The 21,403-nt window shown below is 65.9% G+C and carries 11 protein-coding genes and 2 tRNA genes; 7 read left to right on the top strand and 6 right to left on the bottom strand.

Going from position 1 to position 21,403, the window contains the following annotated elements; translation table 11 throughout:
• The 4 genes from HMPREF1137_RS00585 to HMPREF1137_RS00570 all read right to left on the bottom strand — a co-directional run.
• The coding region (locus tag HMPREF1137_RS00585) for an SdrD B-like domain-containing protein (RefSeq protein ID WP_007587600.1) at nt 1-7,318 on the bottom strand (7,318 nt) is incomplete at its 3' end.
• A 482-nt stretch (nt 7,319-7,800) separates the two neighbouring features.
• A tRNA-Ser gene (locus HMPREF1137_RS00580) sits at nt 7,801-7,890 on the bottom strand.
• Between the two features lie 78 nt (nt 7,891-7,968).
• Nucleotides 7,969-8,055: transfer RNA gene (locus HMPREF1137_RS00575), tRNA-Ser, on the bottom strand.
• 82 nt (nt 8,056-8,137) lie between these two features.
• Entirely contained in the window at nt 8,138-9,478 is a 1,341-nt protein-coding gene (locus HMPREF1137_RS00570) for an AGE family epimerase/isomerase (protein WP_007587595.1), read from the bottom strand.
• A 248-nt stretch (nt 9,479-9,726) separates the two neighbouring features.
• Here HMPREF1137_RS00570 and pgm point away from each other — a divergent pair, with 248 nt between their 5' ends.
• Nucleotides 9,727-11,403 (top strand): phosphoglucomutase (alpha-D-glucose-1,6-bisphosphate-dependent), encoded by a 1,677-nt coding sequence (pgm, locus tag HMPREF1137_RS00565; protein ID WP_007587596.1) that lies wholly within the window; start codon nt 9,727-9,729, stop codon nt 11,401-11,403.
• A gap of 269 nt (nt 11,404-11,672) precedes the next feature.
• Here the strand turns inward: pgm and HMPREF1137_RS00560 are convergent, their stop codons facing one another.
• Complete coding sequence (locus HMPREF1137_RS00560; RefSeq protein ID WP_007587591.1) at nt 11,673-12,341, bottom strand: hypothetical protein; 669 nt, start codon at nt 12,339-12,341, stop codon at nt 11,673-11,675.
• A gap of 215 nt (nt 12,342-12,556) precedes the next feature.
• Here HMPREF1137_RS00560 and HMPREF1137_RS00555 point away from each other — a divergent pair, with 215 nt between their 5' ends.
• From HMPREF1137_RS00555 to HMPREF1137_RS00535, 5 genes are all read left to right on the top strand, one after another.
• Nucleotides 12,557-13,831, top strand: a complete 1,275-nt coding sequence (locus HMPREF1137_RS00555; protein ID WP_007587592.1) for a DUF8744 domain-containing protein — start codon at nt 12,557-12,559, stop codon at nt 13,829-13,831.
• The gene (locus tag HMPREF1137_RS00550; protein WP_007587593.1) at nt 13,828-15,126 is read left to right on the top strand and encodes a hypothetical protein; all 1,299 of its coding nucleotides are present in this window, start codon (nt 13,828-13,830) and stop codon (nt 15,124-15,126) included. The genes HMPREF1137_RS00555 and HMPREF1137_RS00550 overlap by 4 nt, the downstream gene beginning before the upstream one ends.
• Nucleotides 15,119-16,639 (top strand): multicopper oxidase domain-containing protein, encoded by a 1,521-nt coding sequence (locus tag HMPREF1137_RS00545; protein ID WP_007587594.1) that lies wholly within the window; start codon nt 15,119-15,121, stop codon nt 16,637-16,639. Before HMPREF1137_RS00550 ends, HMPREF1137_RS00545 begins: the two co-directional genes overlap by 8 nt.
• A gap of 153 nt (nt 16,640-16,792) precedes the next feature.
• Entirely contained in the window at nt 16,793-18,010 is a 1,218-nt protein-coding gene (locus tag HMPREF1137_RS00540) for an MFS transporter (RefSeq protein WP_007587589.1), read from the top strand.
• A gap of 47 nt (nt 18,011-18,057) precedes the next feature.
• Complete coding sequence (locus tag HMPREF1137_RS00535) at nt 18,058-19,305, top strand: App1 family protein phosphatidate phosphatase (protein ID WP_034496052.1); 1,248 nt, start codon at nt 18,058-18,060, stop codon at nt 19,303-19,305.
• A 96-nt stretch (nt 19,306-19,401) separates the two neighbouring features.
• Here HMPREF1137_RS00535 and HMPREF1137_RS00530 read toward each other — a convergent pair whose 3' ends face one another.
• A complete protein-coding gene (locus HMPREF1137_RS00530) occupies nt 19,402-20,016 on the bottom strand; it encodes a LytR C-terminal domain-containing protein (protein WP_007587598.1) in 615 nt (204 codons plus the stop codon).
• 206 nt (nt 20,017-20,222) lie between these two features.
• Between HMPREF1137_RS00530 and HMPREF1137_RS00525 the strand changes: the two genes are divergently transcribed.
• Nucleotides 20,223-21,371: an acyl-CoA dehydrogenase family protein gene (locus HMPREF1137_RS00525; protein ID WP_007587597.1), complete on the top strand. Its 1,149-nt coding sequence runs from the start codon at nt 20,223-20,225 to the stop codon at nt 21,369-21,371.
• Nucleotides 21,372-21,403: the final 32 nt, after the last annotated feature.

Genomic DNA, 21,403 nt, shown 5'->3' with positions numbered 1-21,403 from the left:
CCGCCATGGCCGCCATACCACCCAGGACGGACGCGTCCGAGCCGGTACGAGCCAGCACCTTGGCAACCGTGGTAGCCGGGGTCGGGGTGGGGATCACCGTGAGCGGGAAGTCCACATCCAGGTTCTCCTCACCCTCACCAACCGTCACCGTCATCGAGGTCGTCGCCGCATTGAAACCGGCAGGAACCTCAATATCGACCGTGTAGGTACCGGGGATCAGGCCAGTGAAACGGTAGTTACCGTTCGCGTCGGTGGTGGTACGAGCCACCTCAACACCGTTGGCGTCCTTGAGGATCACGGTCACACCAGGCACGCCCGGCTCACCGTTATCCGCACCGTTACCATCGGCGTCATTCCACACACGGTCACCGATCGTGGCGGGGGCAACCAGACCGAAGTCCACGCCCTGCACCGACGCATCCGTAATCGTCACAGCCGCTTCGGTCGCACCCTTGCCCGTGTAGGCCTGGGTCGGGATCAGACCAGCCAGATCACCCTTGTCGGGATCAACGATCACCACGCGGTACGAGGCGGGAGCCAGACCCACAAACTGGTATGCACCCTTCTCATCCGTGGTCGCAGTCATCGGGTTACCCTCAGCATCGAGCACCGGAGTGCCATCCTCGTTCAGCAGAGCAACCGTCACGCCCTTAAAGCGCTGCTCGTCGTCGCCCTTGGAGTAGGAGGCGTCCGAGTCACGGTAGATCGTGCCACCCAGGTTGTATCCGCCCTTGAACGAGGCCGAGGACTCGTTGTTGGTCGGGTCATCGCCTGCCTGATCCTGGTGAGTAATACGAGCAACGTTGGTGACCAGCTTGCCCGCGCCCTCACCAGTGATCTCAACCGTGATCGTGATCGTCTTGACATCACCCTTGGCCAGGGTCAGACCAGACAGATCCCACACACCAGTGGCCGCATCATATGAGCCATCGCCCTGGGCCTCCACGAAGGAAACACCAGAAGGAAGCTCATCAGAAACGGTCACACCAGTGGCCGAGCCCGGACCGTTATTGGTCAGCGTCAGCGTGTAGGTCACGCGCTGACCCGGGGTGAACTCGAAGGACTCCTGAGCAGCCTCATCCGGATCGGTGATCGCCTTCATAATCGCAGTGTCAGCCGAGATACCAAAACCCCAATCCTGATCAAGATTCTGGTTCTTCTCACCCGTCAGCGTCACCGACGTATTCAGGTTGAACGCCTGCGCCAGCTTGTCCTTATCGGCCTTCGCATCCTCAGACACAACCTTCTTGGCATCCACATCACCCGCAGGCGAATGCGTCAACACATCCAGCAGCGGCTCAGCCTTCAGCAGAGTCTCAGGATCGATACTCACCTTGTATTCGCCGGGCAGCAGGTTCTCGAACTTGTACTTGCCATCCGCATCGGTCGTGGTCTCGTAGGTGCGGGTGATTCCACCCGGACCCGTCCAAGTCAAAGTGACCTTCACACCGGGCAGCACCTTGTCTCCAGCATCGGGGGCATTGCCACCGTTCTGGTTGACATCAACAAACAGCTGATCACCAATCACACCAGTACCAACGGCACCGAAGTCAATCGTGTCATCCGTCTGTCCCTGAGCCAGGGTGACCGAAGCCGAAGCTCCGTTGGAGTCCGCAGCGCGGTCATCTCCAGCCTCCGAGGTCGTTGCCTCGTAGCCAGCGGGCGCCTGGAAGGACACCTTGTAGTCGCCGGGCAGCAGGTTCTCGAACACGTACTTACCGTTCGCATCCGTCGTGACAGCAGCAACCGGGTTACCCGACGCATCGGTCACGGCAGAGCCGTCGGCGCGGGTCAGGGTCACCGTCACGCCCGGCAGAGCGGGCTCGTCGGCATCCTGGAGACCGTCACGGTTGACGTCCATCCAGGTGTAGTCACCAACAGAGGCGGGCTTGACGAAACCGAAGTTCACGTCGATGACCGAACCGGTCGCCTCAGCGATGGTCACGTCCGCGGTGGTCTTGTAGCGGCCGGTGTAGGCCTCGGTGGGCTTGGTGCCCGCCAGAGGACCGGACGTCGGATCAACGACGCTGACCGTGTACTCGCCCAGCGGCAGACCCACGAAGGAGTACTTACCCTCGGCGTCGGTCACAGCCGTCATCGGGTTGCCGTCCTTGTCGAGGACGGGGGTGCCGTCCTTCTTGAGGAGCGCAACCGTGACGCCCGCGTACGGGGCCTCGGAGTCGCTGGAGTTGAACGACGCGTCGGCATCGTTGTAGAGCTTGCCAGCAATCGTGTAGCCGGCGGTCAGCGGCACGGACGAGGTGTTGTCCGGCTTCTTGTCGCCGATCTGATCCTGCTTCTCGATCGTGGCCGTGTTGGTCACAACCGAGCCGGCGGCGGAAGCGTCGATGGTGACGGTGATGCGCAGGGTGCGCGTCGCGCCCTTCTCGATCACCTCAGTGCTCAGGTCCCACTTGCCGGAGGCGGCATCGTAGGTGCCATCGCCCTCGGCGGACACGAAGGTCACGCCAGACGGGAGCTTATCCTGCGCGATGACGCCGGTCGCGGGGCTCGGGCCCTCGTTCGTGACGGTCAGCGTGTAGGTGACGGACGTGCCGGGGGTGAAGCCACCCGCCGGAACCTCGGCCGGCTCTGCAATCGCCTTGACGATCGCCGTGTTGGCGACGCCGGTGAACGCCCAGTCCTGGTCGTTGTTCGTCATCTTGCCGGGGCTCAGCGTCACCTTGGAGGTGAGGGAGAGCTCCTGGCCCTCCGAGGCCGTCAGGTCGCCCGACGGGGCGTGGGTCTGAGCGGTGCACTCGGGGCACACGGTGGCAAGGGAGGCCTTGTCAACGGTGACGACGTAATCGCCGGGAGCCAGGTCCTTGAACGAGTACTTGCCGTTCTCGTCCGTGACCGTAGTCAGCGTCTTCTCCACGCCCGCGGGGGTCGTGTAGGTGAGCTTCACGGTCACGCCGGCCAGCGGCTTGTCCGCACCCGAGGGCTCGGAACCACCGTTGTTGTCGACGTCCCAGAACAGCGTGTCACCAATCATGCCATCAGCAATCAAACCAAGATCGACGGTCATGTCGTCCTGACCCTGCTTCAGACGAAGCCAGGTTTGAGCACCATCGGAATCCACGGATCGATCATCGCCCGCCGTCCTCACGGTCTCGTAGTAGCCAAACGGGAAAGTGAAGGTCACGCCATAGTCGCTAGGCAGCAGGTTCGTGAAGACGTACTTGCCGTTGGCGTCCGTGGTCAAGGGCTTGACGAGGTTGCCATCGGCATCGACGACCACATCCATGTCCAGCTGTCCATCCAGGGTGACGGTGACGCCGGCAACGCCGACCTCATCCGCATCCTGGATACCGTCCTTGTTCGCGTCGAACCACACGAAGTTACCCAACGAGACCGGCTTCACGAACGCGAAGTCAATCTTCGTGACGTTGGGAGCAGCAGCGGTCAGCTCGATCGGCGCGGGCGTCACGAGCTTGCCCTTACCAACCTGGGAGCGCGATGTCGAAGAGCCATAGCCGTAGGTCTGCTTGTAGTCGGCCAGGTTCACGTCGGTGCCGTCAACCTTCGCCTCACCCGGGACAACCTCAACCTTGTACGAGCCCAGGGGCAGACGGGTAAAGGTGTACTTACCGTCGGCACCGGTCTTCGTGGTGATGTCAGCGCCGGACGAGTCCTTCACCGGGTTGCCGTCCGCGTCGAGCAGACGGACCGTCACACCCTCGAAAGGCTTATCACCGTCATTGAAGGTCCACCAGGCATCGGCATCGTTATAGATGGTGCCCGACAGGGTGCCACCCACCTTGAAGGTCGCACTGTCCTTGTTGTTATCCGGGTTGGAGTCGATCTGATCGAACTTACCCAGCGTCGCAGTGTTCGTGATGGTCGAACCCTCGGTTGCGGGCTTGACCTTCACGAGGACGTACAGCGTCTCGGTACCACCAACGTTGAGGTTGGTGTCGAGAATACCGGACTCCATCGCGCTCCAGGTACCGGCCGCCGCATCGTAGTTGGCGGTCGCATAGACCGGGCCCGTGCACGGGTTCGTCGCACCGTCCTGGCAGACACGCGTCTCGGAGGACACGTACTCCACACCAGAAGGCAGAGCGTCAGCAACATTCATGCCCGAGGCGACCGCCGGGCCCTTGGCCTTCAGGTTCACCTTGTACAGCATGTAGTCACCCGGCATGACGACATCATCAGACTCAACCGTCTCGATGACACCGTTGGCGTCACGAACCGGCTCGTCGCCGTTCATCTTCGCCCGAGCAACCGTCTTCTTCAGCTCAACGTCGGAGGACACGTTGATGCCAACCTTGGGAGCCTCGTTGGGCAGGAGGTAGGAAACCTTACCGTTCAGCATGGAGCCGCCGGACATGGCCACGGAGTTCCAGGCGATGAGGTTGGCGTTGACCGGGGAGGTCATGGTCGCGACGAAGCGGATCTTCTCACCCGGCTCGATGTCGCGGTTCATCACCAGGCGGAAGCCGGTAATCGTCGTCAGGTCGGCGGGAGCGTCGCCCCACGCGTTCGGGGTACAACCGGCGGGGGCGTCATTCATGGCACCACCCGCGGAGAGGACCTCGCCGCGGCAGGGGTTGGGAACCGTCGAGTACTGGATCGTGATGTCCGAGGCCGGAACCGGCGTGATCTCGGGATCGCGACCCGGCTTCTCCTTCACCGACTCAAACGCCCACGCCGTGGAGTTCAGGTTCGGCTTCCAACGAGAGTCACGAGCCTGCGAGGAGGCGGGGCCAACACCCACGTCACCCACGTAAGGCAGGATGTCGTAGGCCACGACCTTGGTCAGCGGCGTGTTACCCGCGTTGGAGATCGTGAAACGGTAGGCGCCGTCGGCACCCGGGTCGATCTCGGCGACCTCGCCGGCCGGAACGAAGTCGGGGTTCTTGTTGCCCTTGACTTCCTTCGCGATGGCCATCGAGGGGGTCGTGGCCACGTTGAAGTCGATTGCGGCGTTACACACGTAGTCGGTGGTCGAGCCGTTCTTGTTCACGTCGAAGGTGTCGATCGCGCGGCTACCGATGCAGTAGTTCCAGTTGCGCTGGCTCTTATCCTCGGCGGTCGCCTTCGCGCCGTCGCCGGGCATGAAGGCCATGGCGTCGTTCGTGTTCTTACCAGCCGGTGCCGTGGCGAGAACGTTGACGTCGAAGGTCGAGTACAGGCTGCCCTCGACCGGATCCGGCACGTTCCAACGAATCAGGGTGCGGCCGGTGTTGTTGAAGTTCTTCTCAACCTCGACCGTGACCTTGCTCAGGTCGTAGGGGGTACCGTCGGGGTTCTTCAGCGTCGAGCGCTTCTCGGGAACGATCCCCGAAGCGTCGTCGACGTCGAAGCCCTCGGGCAGGAGGTCAACGATCGTGAACGGAGTGGGCGTGCCACCCTCGGACTTCGCCTTAGCGGTGCCGTTGATGAAGAAGCTAGCGGGCTTACCCACGACCACGGGGTTGGTGCGCACGACCTTGTAGGCCTGCACGGAGGGGAACTCGTCGCGCACACGCATCCAGGAGCAGAGCTCGTCGCTCGATGCGACGACGGTGCTTGTGTCCTTATCAGTCAAAGTACCGCTGGCGCAGTTCTGGAAGCGCACGTAGTCCGGGGAGGCCTGGTAGTCGTAGTACTTCTCCGGAGGGGACACAGGGTTGTAGTGCGAGGCGAAGTCCGCGGGCTCCTTCGTCGGCAGAGCGGGGTTGATCGTGCCGTAGAAGAAGATGGTCGCGTTGGTCTGGGGCGCCACGTCAGAGTCGATCGTGAAGCGGGTGATCCACTCGCCCTCGGGCAGAGTCAGGGCACTCGTCTTCGTGTAATTAACAACCTCGTGATTACCCTTGTTGGTCCAGTACTCGAAGGTCCAGCCGCCATTTTCCTCGTAGCCGGACTTGCCGAAAATGTTGAACTGGTAGGGGCCGACGAACGTGGGGGTGTCACAGGCTGCGCCGGCGGCCTTAGCATCCTGAGAGGACCAGGTGCACGGCAGGGTATCGTCCCAGTGCGTGTGCAGCGTCGTGTTACCACTGTTGGTGGTGCCGAAACGCCAAGGGGCCCTCATGTTGCGAACATAGTGCTGCCAGTCGCCACCGGCCTTGCTGATGCGGCCGCCGACCTTACGCTCGGCGAAGCCGTGCGTAATCTCGGAGCTCTTCGTGAGGGTGGTCTTCGGGTCGTTCATGACCTCGGCGCTGATGGTCGCCGTGTTGGTGACCGTGTCATCGAGCGTGACCGTGCCCTCGGGGTACTTCACGGTGACGGTCGACTCGATCGGGTTCTGCCAGAACCACTTGTCGTAGGACCAGGTGACGGTGTGGGTCGCCGGATCGTAGACGCCGCCGTCAGAGGCCGTGACGAAGACGGCCTTGGCAGGCAGCGGGTCCACGACCTTGATGTTCTGGACGCCCACGAAGCCGAGGCCGTTCAGGCTGCCGCTCTTCATCGCGGAGCCGTTCCAGCGGATACCGACCTTGTTGGGGTTGTCCTGGTCGATCTGCTGATAGCCGTAGCGCAGCTTGTACGTCGCCTCGCCACCAATGGCGGGGAAGTTCGCCTTGTTGGTGGGGCCGCTCTTCTCGATCGCGATGTCGGTGTCGGCGGTCCACGTGGTGGTGAGCTCGTTCTCGATCTTCTCAGCATTCTGCGCGCTGAAGGTCACCTTCTGGGTGGTCGTCGAGTTGTTCGGCGCGTCGTTGTAGTTGTAGTACCAGGAGACCTGGATACGGTCGGACGTGCCGGCGGGCAGCGGATCCTTCATCTTGAAGACGTAGCGCTGCACGCGGGTGCCGTCCGGCTTGTTCTCGGTATAGGTCGCCGTCCTGGCGACGCTATCGCCGGTCACGGGGGTGACCCAGTAGCCGCGGTCGGCAAGCTTGAGGCCGTCCGGCGTGATGGGGCCGGGCAGCGTCAGCTCGATTTCGGCACCCTTACAGGGGGTGGTCACCGAGGAGCAGGAGAAGTTGATCGTCGTGATCTGCTCGTCGTGAATACGCAGGGTCTCCGAGTCGTTGACGACGTTGAGAGCCAGCGTCGCGGAATCGTCCGCGACTGCGCGGGCGCGGCGCGTGCGGGGCTGATCCTCGGGGGCGACCTCGGTGGCGGGAGCCTCGGCGCCAGCCTCGGCGGCGGGAGCTTCGGCCCCGGCCTCGGCGGCAGGCGCGTCGGCGGCCTCAGAGTTGGACGAGGCCGTGGCAGCTTCCTGGGAGGTTGCTACGTCAGGCGATTGCGTGCTTTCGTCGGCGGCGCTGGCTCGCATGGCGAGGGGTGTCAGCGACGTGACGAGAAGCGAGAGAGCGGCCAGGCTGGCGGCACCCGCAACGCCCACACGGGCGCGGAACGGACGCAGTCGAGACATCGACTTCTCCTTCTATCGTCAGAATGTGGACAGGACTTGCGTCCCAGCCTAGTGAAGGAGCAGACATCACCACCATGCCTAACAACTATCGCCTAAGCCACAACTACAACGGTGTATTTCGTTGAAATTTCGGGCATAACGGCAATGTAACAACTTCTCTGAACTCTTGGTCAGCACGCAGTTTTGAGCATCAACAATAGATTTTTCAACAATTGCCAGGAAAGTATTGTCGGCATCATCAAATTATGACCACTGCAATAGGGATTAGATGATAGCCGGTCTCATATTTTAGTGACGCATCACACTCAGGTCTCACCAGTTACTTAATTACCCAGTATTCCCAAAGTGTGTGAGACCCCCCTGCACAACATGCTTCCCAAACCAACTTGCAAATAAGCTGCGCAACACCGGATAGCTCCCCGCCCACTGCGCCGGAGAATACGAAAACCTCCGCGCTTCGAAGGAAGCGCGGAGGTTATGCGCGGAGACGGCGGGATTTGAACCCGCGAGGGGCTATGCACCCCTACCTCCTTAGCAGGGAGGCGCACTCGACCGGACTATGCGACGTCTCCAGTGCCGACTACTTTAGGGCATTTTCGCCGCGAGCGCGAACGTGCGCCTACAGCGACGCCCGTGGGCGGCCGGCTCGGCGGAGGGCGAGGGATTCGAACCCCCGGTGCCATTGCTGACACAACGGTTTTCAAGACCGTCTCTTTCGGCCACTCAGACAGCCCTCCAGACGCGGATCATCCTACAGGACGAGGCCCGGGGATGCGACCCTCGCATCCCCGGGCCCGAGCCCATCAGACATTTGGCGCGTCAGCCGCGCAGCCCGAAGAAGTTCCAGGACTTCTTGTCGGGGGCCGGTTCCTCGGGGCGGTCGAGGAGGCCGCGCGAGAGCGCAGGGGCCGTCGGCGGCCACAGCGGCAGGCGGATCGCGAGCGTCGCCTGGACGGCATGGTAGACGTCCCAGCGCGAGGACTTGGCGGGCTGCACGTTCTCGTTGCGGGGACCAAGGCGACGCACCCATCGACCGGGCTGGCTGATGAGGTAGTCGTGGATGTAGTCGACGAAGGAGCGGTAGCAGTGCTCGAAGTGCTCGACGTCGGAGACGCGGGCGCCGTCGTCCAGCATGGCGCGGCGCACGGCGACGGTGGCACACACGCCCTCGCAGACGACCCACTGCTGATGCTCGTCCTCGCCGGGCACGGGGTCGCCCTCGTCGTTGACGCCGGTGGAGAAGCCGGGGTTGCCGTCGGTGCGACGCCAGCCGTCGACGCGTGCACGCTCGAAGAGCTCGGTTCCCATCTCGAGGAGGTAGTCGGGCACGGTCCAACCCATGGAGCGCAGACCCGCACGTACCTGCAGCGCGAAGCGACCGAGCTGCATGGAGTGGCCGGTCACGTAGCCCTCGTAGTAGCGGCGTCCGTCGTTGAGGAGCTTGCCTGCCTCGGGGCTCGGCTCCCACTTCTCGTCGAAGTATTCCGGGATGCGCCAGCCGTTCTTGGAGGCGACCTTGTAGGCGAAGGCCGTCATCTTCTCGGCGCGGTCGAGCCATTCGGGCTCAGTCGTGGCCTCGGCCGCGGCCATGTAGGCCTCGATCGTGTGGATGAGGGTGCCGAGGGTGTGGACGGGGACGGGCTCATTGAAGGCCTCGTCGTACTGATCCCACACGAGGCCGTAGTCGTCGGTCCAGAGCTCCTTCTGCTCCTCGAGCATGCGATTGAGCAGCTCGTGGGCACCCGGCCGGTCCGCGACCGTCGCAGCGGCCACGCCCAGCAGCGCGTACACCGTGTGGTACTGCGACTTGACGCGCGCATCCTCGTCCCACGGCACGCCGTGCCCATCCTCGTCGGGCTCGGGCTTGATCGCGAACCACATGCCGCCGTTGACGGGGTCCGTGAAGTAGTTGGTGAGCGCCTTGACGGCATGGTCGGCGTAGCGACGAGTGCCAGGCAGACCCATGAGCGCACCGAGCGAGAACACGTAGGCCATGCGACCCGTGACGGCCAGGTCAATCGATCGGGTCGGATCGGGCTTTCCATCGGCGTCGAGGTGCGCGAAACCAGTCGCGACGATCGCACCTTCTGCCTCTTCAATGAGGGCCTGCATGTGGCCGCTCAGCCAACGGTTATGTTCGATGGAATCAAACCATCCCACGATGTTCCTCCTGACAACACAGTCACGGTCTGCGGTGACCGACATCTCATAGGATAGTCGCTCGGCGCCTTTTTTGGGAATACGTGCATACACCCCTCCGCCCACACGGACGAGGCCGGGGCACGGCGCGCTCTCACCTGGCCTTTTCCAGACGGCCTGCCACGGCCTCGAACAAGAGAAAACAAGGAAAAGTCCACGCCGTGGGACGGCGCTACCCACAAGCGGGCGTAACGTGCAACACTGTTGCTATGCATGAACGAGCTGGCACACGTGCCCTACCTGAAGACCTCATCAACGTCGACGATGTCATCTCCGCCTACTACGACATCGTCCCTGACCCGACCGACGTGGGACAGCGCGTCGCGTTCGGAACGTCGGGCCACCGCGGCGCTTCGTTGGACGGTAAGTTCAACGAGGCGCACATCATCGCCATCACCGCGGCGATCATCGAGTACCGCGCCTCCCAGGGCATCAACGGTCCCCTGTTCATCGGCCGTGACACGCACGCCCTGAGCGAGCCCGCGTGGCGCACCGCCCTGGAGGTCCTCGCGGCCGCCGGCATCGACACGCGCATCGACTCGCGCGGCTCCTACACGCCCACCCCCGCCGTGTCCGTCGCCATCCTCGGCGCGAACGGCGCCCCGGCTAACCTGCGCACCGAGGGCGACGGCCTGGCCGACGGCATCGTCGTCACCCCCAGCCACAACCCCCCGCGCGACGGCGGCTTCAAGTACAACCCGCCTCACGGCGGCCCCGCCGACACCGACGCGACCGGCTGGATCGCGGCGCGCGCCAACGAGCTCCTCGACTCGGGCGAATGGAAGAACGTTCCCCGCGTCACCGGCTCCGACCTTCTGCACGACCCGAACATCAAGCCCTTCGACTACCTGGACTACTACGTCTCGCAGCTGGACCAGGTCATCGACATCGAGGCCATCCGCAAGGCCGGTGTGCGCATCGGCGCCGACCCGCTCGGCGGCGCGTCCATCGACTACTGGGCGGCCATCGGCGAGCACTACGGCCTCGACCTGACCGTCGTCAACCCCGAGGTCGACCCGGCCTGGCCGTTCATGACCCTGGACTGGGACGGCAAGATCCGCATGGACTGCTCCTCGCCCTACGCGATGGCATCCCTGCGCGAGGCCATGACCCCCGACGCCGAGGGCAACACCCCCTACGACATCGCGACCGGCAACGACGCGGACTCGGACCGCCACGGCATCGTCACCCCCGACGGCCTGATGAACCCGAACCACTTCCTGGCCGTCGCCATCGAGTACCTGTTCACGCACCGCCCCGGCTGGAACGCCGACGCGGCCGTGGGCAAGACCCTCGTGTCCTCCGCGCTCATCGACCGCGTCGTGGCCGCCATGGGCCGCGACCTCATCGAGGTGCCCGTGGGCTTTAAGTACTTCGTGCCCGGCCTGCTGTCCGGTACCGTCGGCTTCGGCGGTGAGGAGAGCGCGGGAGCTTCGTTCCTGCGCAAGGACGGCACCGTGTGGTCGACTGACAAGGACGGCATCATCCTGGCGCTGCTCGCCTCGGAGATCCTGGCTGTGACCGGCAAGACCCCCTCCCAGCTGCACGAGGAGCAGGTCGAGCGTTTCGGCGCCTCCGCCTACGCCCGTATCGATGCGGCCGCCTCCCGCGAGGAGAAGGCGAAGCTGGCGGCCCTGTCCGCGGACGACGTGACCGCGACCGAGCTGGCCGGTGACCCGATCGTCGCCAAGCTGGTGCGCGCGCCCGGCAACGACGCGCCCATCGGCGGCCTGAAGGTGACGACCGAGTCCGCGTGGTTCGCCGCGCGCCCGTCGGGCACCGAGGACGTCTACAAGATCTACGGCGAGTCCTTCAAGGGTGCCGAGCACCTGGCCCAGGTCCAGGAGGCCGCCAAGCAGGTCGTGTCCGACGCCCTGAACGGCTGACGCTCTGACGTTGCCCGCTCACGCGGGTTGCGAGGGGGGCGGCGCTCAATTGAGCGCCGCCCCCCTTCATCGTCTAGCAGGTTGCTGAGTTGGACCTCGTCACGACTGCGCGCCTGCAGCCGCGTCGGCGAACCAGTCCGGCACGCGTCCGGGAATATCCGCTACAACAGCGAGGATGAGGACGCTAGCGCACAACCTCCTCATGCCCATTCGGCCCCACCTGCGCGCCCGATACGGCGCGCGCCAGTCGTAGCGCCAGCCACGGCTTGTCACTTGCGCTTGACGTCATCCAGCCAGTCGGGGTCCGCCATGATCGGGCCGGCAATCCGCGTCGGGTCAAAATCCCCGGCGCCCTCGACGATATCGTTAATGGTCTCCTTGACGCCCTCGACCGCGTCATTGATGACACCGCGGATAGGGGCGGAGATGTCAGGGGGCAGAGCGGGGCCTCCCGCAATCGGATCCGGGATGCGCCAGTCTCCGGGCTGTGAGCCAATACGGGGGCTGACCACATAATCGGGATCACCGAAGGTGCCAGTGTCACCCTTTCCGCCAATGCTATGGCCCGTCAGACCGGAGCCCTTGCTGTGGCCGCCAATGATCTCGCTAGCGCCGGCGGCGGCACCAGCGCCATAGCTGTGGCCATCGATAATGGAGCCAATGAGCTGGCCATTCTCTTCCTCGGCGGCGATGAAATCGCGCTCGGCTGCCAGGAGGGATTCGGCGTGCTCGTCCAGGCTCGTGCCCGTCTTGGTTGCCTGGTCCGCGAACTTGTCTTCGACGCCCTGCATCTTCGACGACAGGTTCGTGCCGGGCATCGCCGAAGCGAAAGCACTGGCCCCGCCCTCTGGGCGCGCCGAACGGACCGCCTCTGCGGCCTCGCGCGCCGTCGAAGCAAGGCGCGGGAACTCACCGGCAACAAAAGAAAGATCGCCCATCGTCCACTCCTGTGATCATAGATGCGTGACCTTGACAATATTACCGGACGGAAACCTATAGCGCACCCATTCATCGACACAGCATCACCGCAAGCCCGTTGTGGCATCACATATTTTTACCGCCCGCACCCCTAGAAAATTGCTGGCAGGGCGGCTACCTTGGCACTGTCGCCCCCACCGGGGCCGACTCACGCCCACCACCTCCAGGAGCCCACATGAGCGAGGCATCCCGCCCACCCGCGCACCCCGCGGGACCGGATGCACCGGCCCAGGCCTCGTCGACAACGACGGTGAGGCTACCCATCCCCCGGCTGCCCGTCGGCCGCCTCGCGTTCCTCCTCCTGGCGGGCGTCGCGCTTCTGGCGGGACTAGACGCCTCCCTCGTGCGTCTGGGAGCCATCGCGCCCGTGGCCTCGACAAGCCTGGGGACCGTGCACGGCCTCCTCATGATCTACGGGTTCCTGGGCACCGCGATCTGCCTCGAGCGCGCGGTCGCCCTACAATCCGACGGGCGTCGCGCGTGGGCGTACGCCGCTCCCCTGCTCACCGGAGCCGGCGGCATCAGCGCGGTCGTCATCTCCCTGAACGAGGGCGTACGCGCGACACTCGCGAACCTGCCGATTCCGCGTTACCTGGCCGCCCACCTGCCCGGATTCGCGCCCGAGCGGATGATGCCCGGCTTCCTCATCACCCTCGGTATGGCCCTGCTGACGGCCATCTACTGCTACGTATGGACCCGTCGGCAGGCCACCCACGCGGTCCTCATCCAGCTGATGGGCGCGCTCATTGGCTTGGGCGGCATCCTCCTATGGTGGCGAGGCCTCGAGACGCCGCGCGCGGTGCCCTGGTGGCTCGCTTTCCTGATCGTCACAATCGTCGGTGAACGCGTCGAGCTCGCGCGCCTCGCCTTCGCGTCCGGCTCCACCGAGCGGCGCATCACCGCCGAGAGCGCCGCACTCATGGTGGGCCTGACCGTCGCGCTCTACTCCCCCGCGATCGGATACCCACTGATCGGGCTCTCGCTCGGCGTTCTCATGGCGGACACCGCGTGGCACGACGTCGCGCGCGGCACCGTGCGCATGAGCGGCCTGCCTCGCCTGGCGGCCGTGTGCATGCTGAGCGGATACGCGTGGGCGCTTGTACCGGCGCTGATGTGGGTCATCGCTCCGCCCGCTTTCGACGGATACGGCTATGACGCCGGCGTCCACGCGATCACGATCGGCTTCGTCGTCTCCATGTTGCTCGCCCACGCTCCGGTCATCATCCCGGCGGTCGCCCGGCGCGAAGTCCCCTACCACGGCGCCATGTGGGTCCCCTTCGCGTTCCTGCAGGTCTCCCTCCTCCTGCGTCTCCTCGCGGGCGCACGCGAGGCCGCCTACCCGTGGCGCCTGGGCGGCACCCTCGGGGTCGTCGGCATGCTCCTCTTCGTAGCCACGACGCTGACGGTGACGATTCGCCGGGCGCGCGCGAACGCTCGGGAGGCCCGATGAACAAGCCCCGCGTCCCGCGCACCGACCGCGCGACTTCCGTCTGGATGTGCGTGGCGGCCATCGCCGCTGCGGTCACGATCGTCGCCCGAGGCCGCATCCCGCAGAACCTGTGGACGATGATCCACCTGGTGACCCTCGGCGTCCTGTCGAACGGGATCTTCCAGTGGTCCTGGTACTTCACGCGCGCGCTCGCACACCTGGCCCCGGACGACCGGCGCGCGGGGCGCGACAACACCGTGCGCATCACGGCGTTTAATCTGTCCCTGCTGCTCCTCATCGGCGGTATGTGGTCGGGGTTGTGGCATGCGACCGTCACGGGCGCGACCGTTGTCGGGTTGATCGCGGCCTGGCACGGGTGGGCGCTGCTCACCGCGTCCCGCGAGCGCCTGGCATCACGATTCGCGGTCATCATCCGGTACTACATCGCGGCGGCGTTCTTCCTGGTGGTTGGCGCGACGCTGGCGGGTTTCGTCACAGCGGCCATGTTCGACGCGGACGCTCCCGCGTGGCTGGCCGAGGCACGGGACCGCCTGACGGTCGCCCACGCGCTGGCGGGTGTCGCCGGTTGGGTGGGCCTGACGATGGGCGGGACCCTGGTGACGCTGGGGCCGACCGCAATGCGTACGCGTATGGATCCGCGAGCCGTGTCCTTCGCGACGAGCGCCCTGCCCATGTGGGTGGCCGCGCTTCTCGTCGCCGGCACGGGCGCTGTGGCCGGGTCGATGCGCGTTGCCTCCGTGGGTCTCCTCGTCGTCGTGGGCGCGGCCGCCCTGGGCGTGGGCGTTCCGCTGGTTCGCGTGGCGCTGACAAAGGGGCCGGCGGAGTACGGCGCGTGGTCCCTCATGCTGGGCGCCGCCTGGATTCTCGTCGCCGGCGCGGGAGCGTCCCTGCGCGCCTTCGAAGCGGCGGACGCGACCGGTCTGCGTGCAGCATTCCTCGCGTGGATGCCGATCCTGGGCGCGGCCGGGCTGGGCCAGCTCTTCGTCGGCGCGCTCACCTACCTGATGCCCGTCGTCATCGGCGGCGGCCCGTCCGCGGTGCGCGTCGGCGTCGGCGTGCTCGAAGCCGCAGCCCCCATCCGGGAGGCCGCTCGCAACGTTGCCGCGCTCTTCGCACTTGCCGTCGCATCCCTGGGCGGAACATCCGCCGAACGCCTCACCATCGCCGCGTGGGTGGTCCTGCTGGCCACCTACGTCGTCGACATCGTCCTCATGGCCCGCTGCGGCGTGGCCCAGGCGCGCGCCAAGCGCGCCGCCGCTTCATCCCCCACCACGCAAGGAGGCCGCCGTGGCTGACCTGAACCTATCCGCTTCGCCGTCGTCGGGAGGCAAGAACCCGAAGACCCCCGCCCCGAAAGGCCCCGCGGCGGGAACCCCCAAGCTGCGCATGAGCCCGACGGGCGATCACTCGCCCGTGAGCCGGACGGCGGGCGCGATCATCGGCGTCGTCTCCGTCGTGGCACTCGCTCTCGCAGTCTTCCTGTCCAACCCGTCCGCACCCACGACGCAGGGCACGGGAACGGGGACGGGAACCACGGCCTCGTCGGTAACGCCGACCGGGCACACGACCCGCGTGTCCGTGGGCGTCGACGGTATGGCCTTCACGCCGAACCACATCGAGGTGCCGGTCGGCGACCGTCTCATCATCGACTTCACGAACTCGGGGGACCAGCGCCACGACCTGGTGTTCGAGACGGGCGTGACCTCCGGGTCGCTCGCGTCGGGTGAGACGAAGGAACTCGACCTCGGCGTCATCTCCGGTGACGTCGAGGGCTGGTGTTCCCTGCCGGGTCACCGCGAGTTGGGCATGACCCTGCACGTGCAGGCCACGGGCGCGTCATCGTCGGCCTCGTCCTCCTCGGGGACCTCGGCCTCGGGCAGCCACGCGCACCACGGGCACGACCACGGCCAGGACGCCGCCACCGGTCCCGCCACCCCGACGGCCCTGACGGACTACGCGGCGACCATCGACGCGCGCGACCCGGCGGCGCCCCCGGCCACGAACGAGACCGAGCGTCACTACACCTTCACGGTCACCGAGCAGACCGTCAACGTCACGAGCTCCCTCACACGCGAAACATGGACCTTCAACGGGGACGCTCCCGGCCCGATCCTGCGCGGACACATCGGCGACACCTTCCACATCACGCTCGTCAACAACGGGACGATGAGCCACTCGCTGGACTTCCACGCGGGCCTCATCGCCCCCGACAACGTCATGCGCTCTATCGAGCCCGGGCAGACCCTCGAGTACACGTTCGTCGCGAAGAACGCGGGCATCTGGCTCTACCACTGCTCGACCGCCCCCATGTCGATGCACATCGCGAACGGCATGTTCGGGGCCGTCATCATCGACCCGACCGACCTGGACAAGGTCGACCGCGAGTACGTCATGGTCGCCTCCGAGCTCTACCTGGGCGCGGACGGGCAGAGCGCTGACGCCTCGCTCCTGTCGGCCCTGCAGCCCAATGCGATGGCCTTCAACGGCGTGCCCTTCCAGTACAAGGCGCACCCGATTCAGATCAAGACCAACGAGCGCGTGCGCGTGTGGGTCATGGACGCGGGCCCGAACCTGGCGACAACCTTCCACGTCGTGGGCACCCAATTCGACACCGTGTGGCGCGAGGGCGCCTACGTGATCCGAGGCGGAGGGTCCGGTGGTGGTTGGGGGCAGGTCCTGTCTCTGGGCGCCGCCGAGGGCGGATTCGTCGAGTTCACGCCGCTCGAGGCCGGCCACTACGCGTTCGTCAACCACGCGCTCTCCCTGGCGGAAAAGGGACAGCTCGGCGTCTTCGAGGTGACCGACTAGACCGTTGCCCACTCCCCGGCCACGGCCTCGTCCTTTTTGACGAGGCCGTGGCTTTTTTCGCGGTCTCCCCTCCCCTCGCGGAGGGGCCGAATTGTTACGTACGCCTCATTTCGCTTGCCTTTCGGGACACTGCCCCGGTGATAGAATGGATGGATGCTCGGCACCTATCTTGACATTCTGCGTTACCGCCAGTCCTGGAAATTCTCCGCGGCCGCCCTTATTCTGCGCATGCCCATGTCGATGGTGGGACTGTCAACGATCCTCATGGTGCGCACCGAGTACGGCAACTACACGCTGGCCGGCGCCGTTGCCGCGGTCAGCATCATCGTCATGGCACTCTGCGCGCCCATCCTCGCGCGCCGCGTCGACCGCCACGGGCAGCTGCGCGTCATGGGCCCAGCCTGGACTATTTCAGTCCTGTCAATGTCTGCTCTGGTCGCGGCCGTCATCATGCACGCCCCCGCGTGGACGCTCTTCATCCCGGCCGCCCTCGCGGGTGCCACCTGGGGGGCTCCCGGCGCGCTCGTGCGCTCGCGCTGGTCGACGATCCTGCACAAGCCGGGCCAGCTGCAGACCGCCTACGCTCTCGAATCCGCCGTCGACGAGTTCGTGTACATCGTGGGCCCCGTCCTGGCCACCGTCCTGGGCACCGCCCTGCATCCGGCCACCGGCCTCATCATTTCCATCGTCAGCCTGGCGGTGGGTGGCGCGCTCTTCCTGTCGCGCCGCGACTCCGAACCCGCGATCATTCCCTACGACCCCAGCGCCCCGCGCGAGTCCGTCATCCGCAAACCCGTCGTCCTCGTCATGGCCGCGACCTACATCGGCATGGGCATGACGTTTGGCGCGATGGAACTGTCGATGGTCAGCTTCACCGAGGAGCTGGGCACCCCCGCGCTCGGCGGCATCCTCCTCGCTCTCTTCTCCATCGGGTCGCTGACTGCCGCCCTCGTGTACGGCGCACGCACGTGGAGGCGCCCCACCTGGCAGCTCTTCGTGATCGGCGTGATCGCGATGGCGATCGGCATGAGCCTCTTCCCCCTGGCCTTCAACGTCTGGACGATGGCCATCGTCATCCTCATCACGGGCCTCACCTGCGCGCCCACAATGACGAACGTCAACGTCATCATCCAACAGTCCGTCTCGCCCGCGAAGCTCACCGAGGGCCTCACCTGGATGTCCACCTCGATCAGCCTGGGTGTCTCCCTGGGAACCGCGGTCGCGGGTCCCGCGATCGACGCTATCGGCGCGCGCGGCGGCCTGTTCACCATGGCCAGCGCGGGATGGGCGATGGTCCTCTTCATGCTGATCGGCCTACCCGCGCTGCGTAAGAATACGGCCGCCCCGACGCCCGAGCTCCCCCTCGACTGAGGACACAACCCCCCTCGATTCTTGCGCCCGCACGGCCGCGAAGCCCTATGATTGCCCTCATGCGCCTCCGACCGCCTCTCATCGACGACGAATCACCTTCGCTCGCGCTCGCCATCACGGCCGGCGTGGGCGAATTCGCGTCGTCTCTGCTGGTCGCCGCCATGTCGCAGGGCTGGTACTACCCGGGCGTGGTCGGATTCGGCGGCATCGGATCTGAGCGCAGCGCCCGCATCCTCGGCCGCGTCCTCATGGCGCGCGGCGACGACGGCCGTTCCTGGCTGCAAACGCGGCGCGGCTGGCGCCAATTCTTCAACGCGCAGGTCCCCCGTCAGCCCGTGCTCATCACTGTCGGAAACGCACGCCGACTCGCCTTCGCGGATCGCGGCGGCTTTGTCGACATCACGGTCTTGGGCCACGGCCTCGAGCCGGGCTGGCACGACGCGACCATCCAGGTCTTGCACGCGGGCGACGTGCGCGCGCTCGGCATGTCCGAGGAGACGGCCGCCAAGTTCGCCACCACCCTGCGCACCGCGACGCCGCTGCCCGCCCCGGCCTCGGCGATGCACGAACGCCCACGCAAGGGCCGCATCCGCGCGGGACGCCCCACACGCGTGCGCGTGCGCATCGTGTCCGACTACGAGCACTTCGGCGTGGTCTCCGACATCGACGACACCGTCATGGTGTCGATGCTGCCGCGCCTGGTCACGGCCGCGAGACATGCCTTCCTGGACCGAGTGTCCTCGCGCGAGGCCGTCCCCGGCATGGCGCACCTGCTGACAACGCTGACGACCTCGTCGGCCTCGTCGGAGGGCGTGCCCGAGGGCACCCACTCCCCCATCATGTACCTATCCACCGGCGCGTGGAACGTCGTGCCGACGGTGCGTTCCTTCCTGGAGCGCTCCGGCTACCCAGCCGGAGGCTTTCTCATGACGGACTTCGGCCCGTCGAATACGGGATGGTTCCGCTCGGGACCGGAGCACAAGCGCCGCGAGCTGCGCCGCCTGGCCCGTATGTTCCCGCACATGCGCTGGCTCCTCGTCGGCGACGACGGGCAGCACGACCCGGAAATCTACGCGGAGTTCGCCCGTGAGTTCCCGCAGTGCGTCGCGGGCATCGCGATCCGTTCCCTGTCCGAGATCGAGCAGTTCATGGCACACGGCAGCTTCGAGGCCATGGTGCCCGACGCCCTGTGGACCGTCCCCGAGTCCATCCCCGTCTGGTACGGCTCGGACGGCGAGGCACTCCTAGAGAACATTCGAGGCCGGGGGCCAGCCGGTCCACTGGCGAGCCACTGAGCGCGGCGTCCCCGTCACCTGAGCCCCATCAGGAAAAGCCGCAGCCAATACGACAAGGCCGCCCCGAGGGGCGGCCTTCCCATTTATCGCTGCGTGTCAGTCCTGCTGCGTACCCGACATCGGGCGGCACTTCGCGGGCTGTTCGACGGGGTCCGTGGACTTCAGGACTCGCTGCACGTCCTCGGCGCTCATCGCGTCGTCGTAGAAGGTTCCGAGCTCGACTGTCACGGTGGAATCCTGCGCGTCGGTGAGACGCACGTGTGCGCCGGGGAAGAAACGCGCCACCGAGTATGCGTTATCCACGGCATTCGGACCGGCGGTAATGCGCACCTTACCCGTGTACTCGACGTCTGCGTTCGCGGGCTCCTGCGTCTGGAATCCGGCGGTTGTGAGCATCTCCGTTGCCTTGGAGGCCAGGCCCTGGTGCTGCGTCGTGTTGATGACCAAGACAGACACCTGATCGGGGGCGACGGGCTTCGCGTTCACCGTCGGGCAGGGAATGTCACCGGTCTCGGCGTACTTGATCTTGACCGAGAAGTCGTTACCGAAAGGAACCGGGATAATGCCCGTAAACACGAGGGAGGACACCACCGCGGCCGCTAACATCACGACACCAATGACAGCGAACGTCATGTTTTGACGCTGCTGGCGCTCGCGCAGGAATCGCTGGCGAGGGGTGAGGGCAGTGCGGGGCGCGTTCGGAGTACTCACAGTGTCCAGCCTATCGAATGGGAGCGGCCCGCGGCCAGACAACGCCCCGTCAGGCACATTACATCTCGCCCACGCGTCCCACTCAGCGTTACAGTTAGGTCACCCTGAGTAACGGGGACATTCCGCACGCCACCGCCCCTCGAAGGGCGCCGATGCGCGCGAGGCACCCCGGCCTCGTCCCCTGTCCAACCCGAAAGAGGACCTCGATGAGCTTCCTGGATTCCGACCTCCTTGCCCGCATCCACGAGCGCGCCGCCGACGCGGACGCCACGAACACTTACCCCGAGGCCGACCTCGCTGACCTGCGAGACGCCGGATACCTCCGCGCATTCGTTCCCACCGAGTTCGGTGGCGCTGGCCTAAGCCTGACCGAGATCGCCGCCGAGCAGACGGCGCTGGCCAAGGCGGCTCCCGGCACGGCACTGGGCATCAACATGCACCAGATCATCGTCGGCCTCGGTCGCTACCTGGTCGCCCACGGCAACGCGCGCGGCGAGCAGATCCTGCGCGACGCCGCCGCCGGCGAAGTCTTTGGCTTCGGCATTTCCGAGCCGGGCAACGACCTCGTGCTCTTTGGCTCGACGACCCGCGCAACCGCGACCGCAGACGGCGGCTACTCCTTCGAGGGCACCAAGATCTTCACCTCCCTGTCCCCCGTGTGGACGCGCCTGCTCATCTTCGGCCGCGCCGAGACCGAGGAGGGGCCCAAGTCCGTGTTCGGAATCGTCCACCGCGACGACGAGGGCTACTCGATCAAGGACGACTGGAACACGCTCGGCATGCGCGCCACCCAGTCCATGACGACACTGCTCGAGGGCGTCACCGTGCCCGAGGAGCGCATCCTGACGATCACGGATCCGGGACCGAGCGCCGACCCCGTCATCTTCGGCATCTTCTCCCACTTCGAGATCCTGCTCGCCGCTACCTACCAGGGCGTGGGTGAGCGCGCCGTCGAGGTGGCCGCCGATCACGTGGCGAAGCGCCGCTCGGTGAAGAACCAGACGACCTACGCCAACGACCCGGACATCCGCTGGCGCATCGCCGAGGCCGCCCTCATCATGAACGCGGTCGGCCCGCAGATCCGCGAGCTCGCTCGCGACATCGACGAGGGCGTGGACCGCGGTCGCTCCTGGATGCCGCAGCTGTCCGCCGCGAAGAACGCGGCCGCCGAGGCCACGCTGCGCGCCGTCGAGCAGGCGATGCGCGCGTGCGGCGGCAGCGCCTACTACAACACGCACGAGCTCTCTCGCCTCTACCGCGACGCGCTCGCTGGCCTTTTCCAGCCCTCAGATCAGGAGTCCCTGCACGCCGCGTGGGCGAACCTGATCCTGGGTCCCATTGAGAAGGCGCAGTAGGCTTCCGCAGATGACAGGGGCGGGCCCGAGGA

Origin of the sequence: Actinomyces sp. ICM39 (assembly GCF_000282935.1) — a bacterium.
GTDB lineage: Bacteria > Actinomycetota > Actinomycetes > Actinomycetales > Actinomycetaceae > Pauljensenia > Pauljensenia odontolytica_B.
This window is presented reverse-complemented; position numbering and strand designations above follow the sequence as displayed.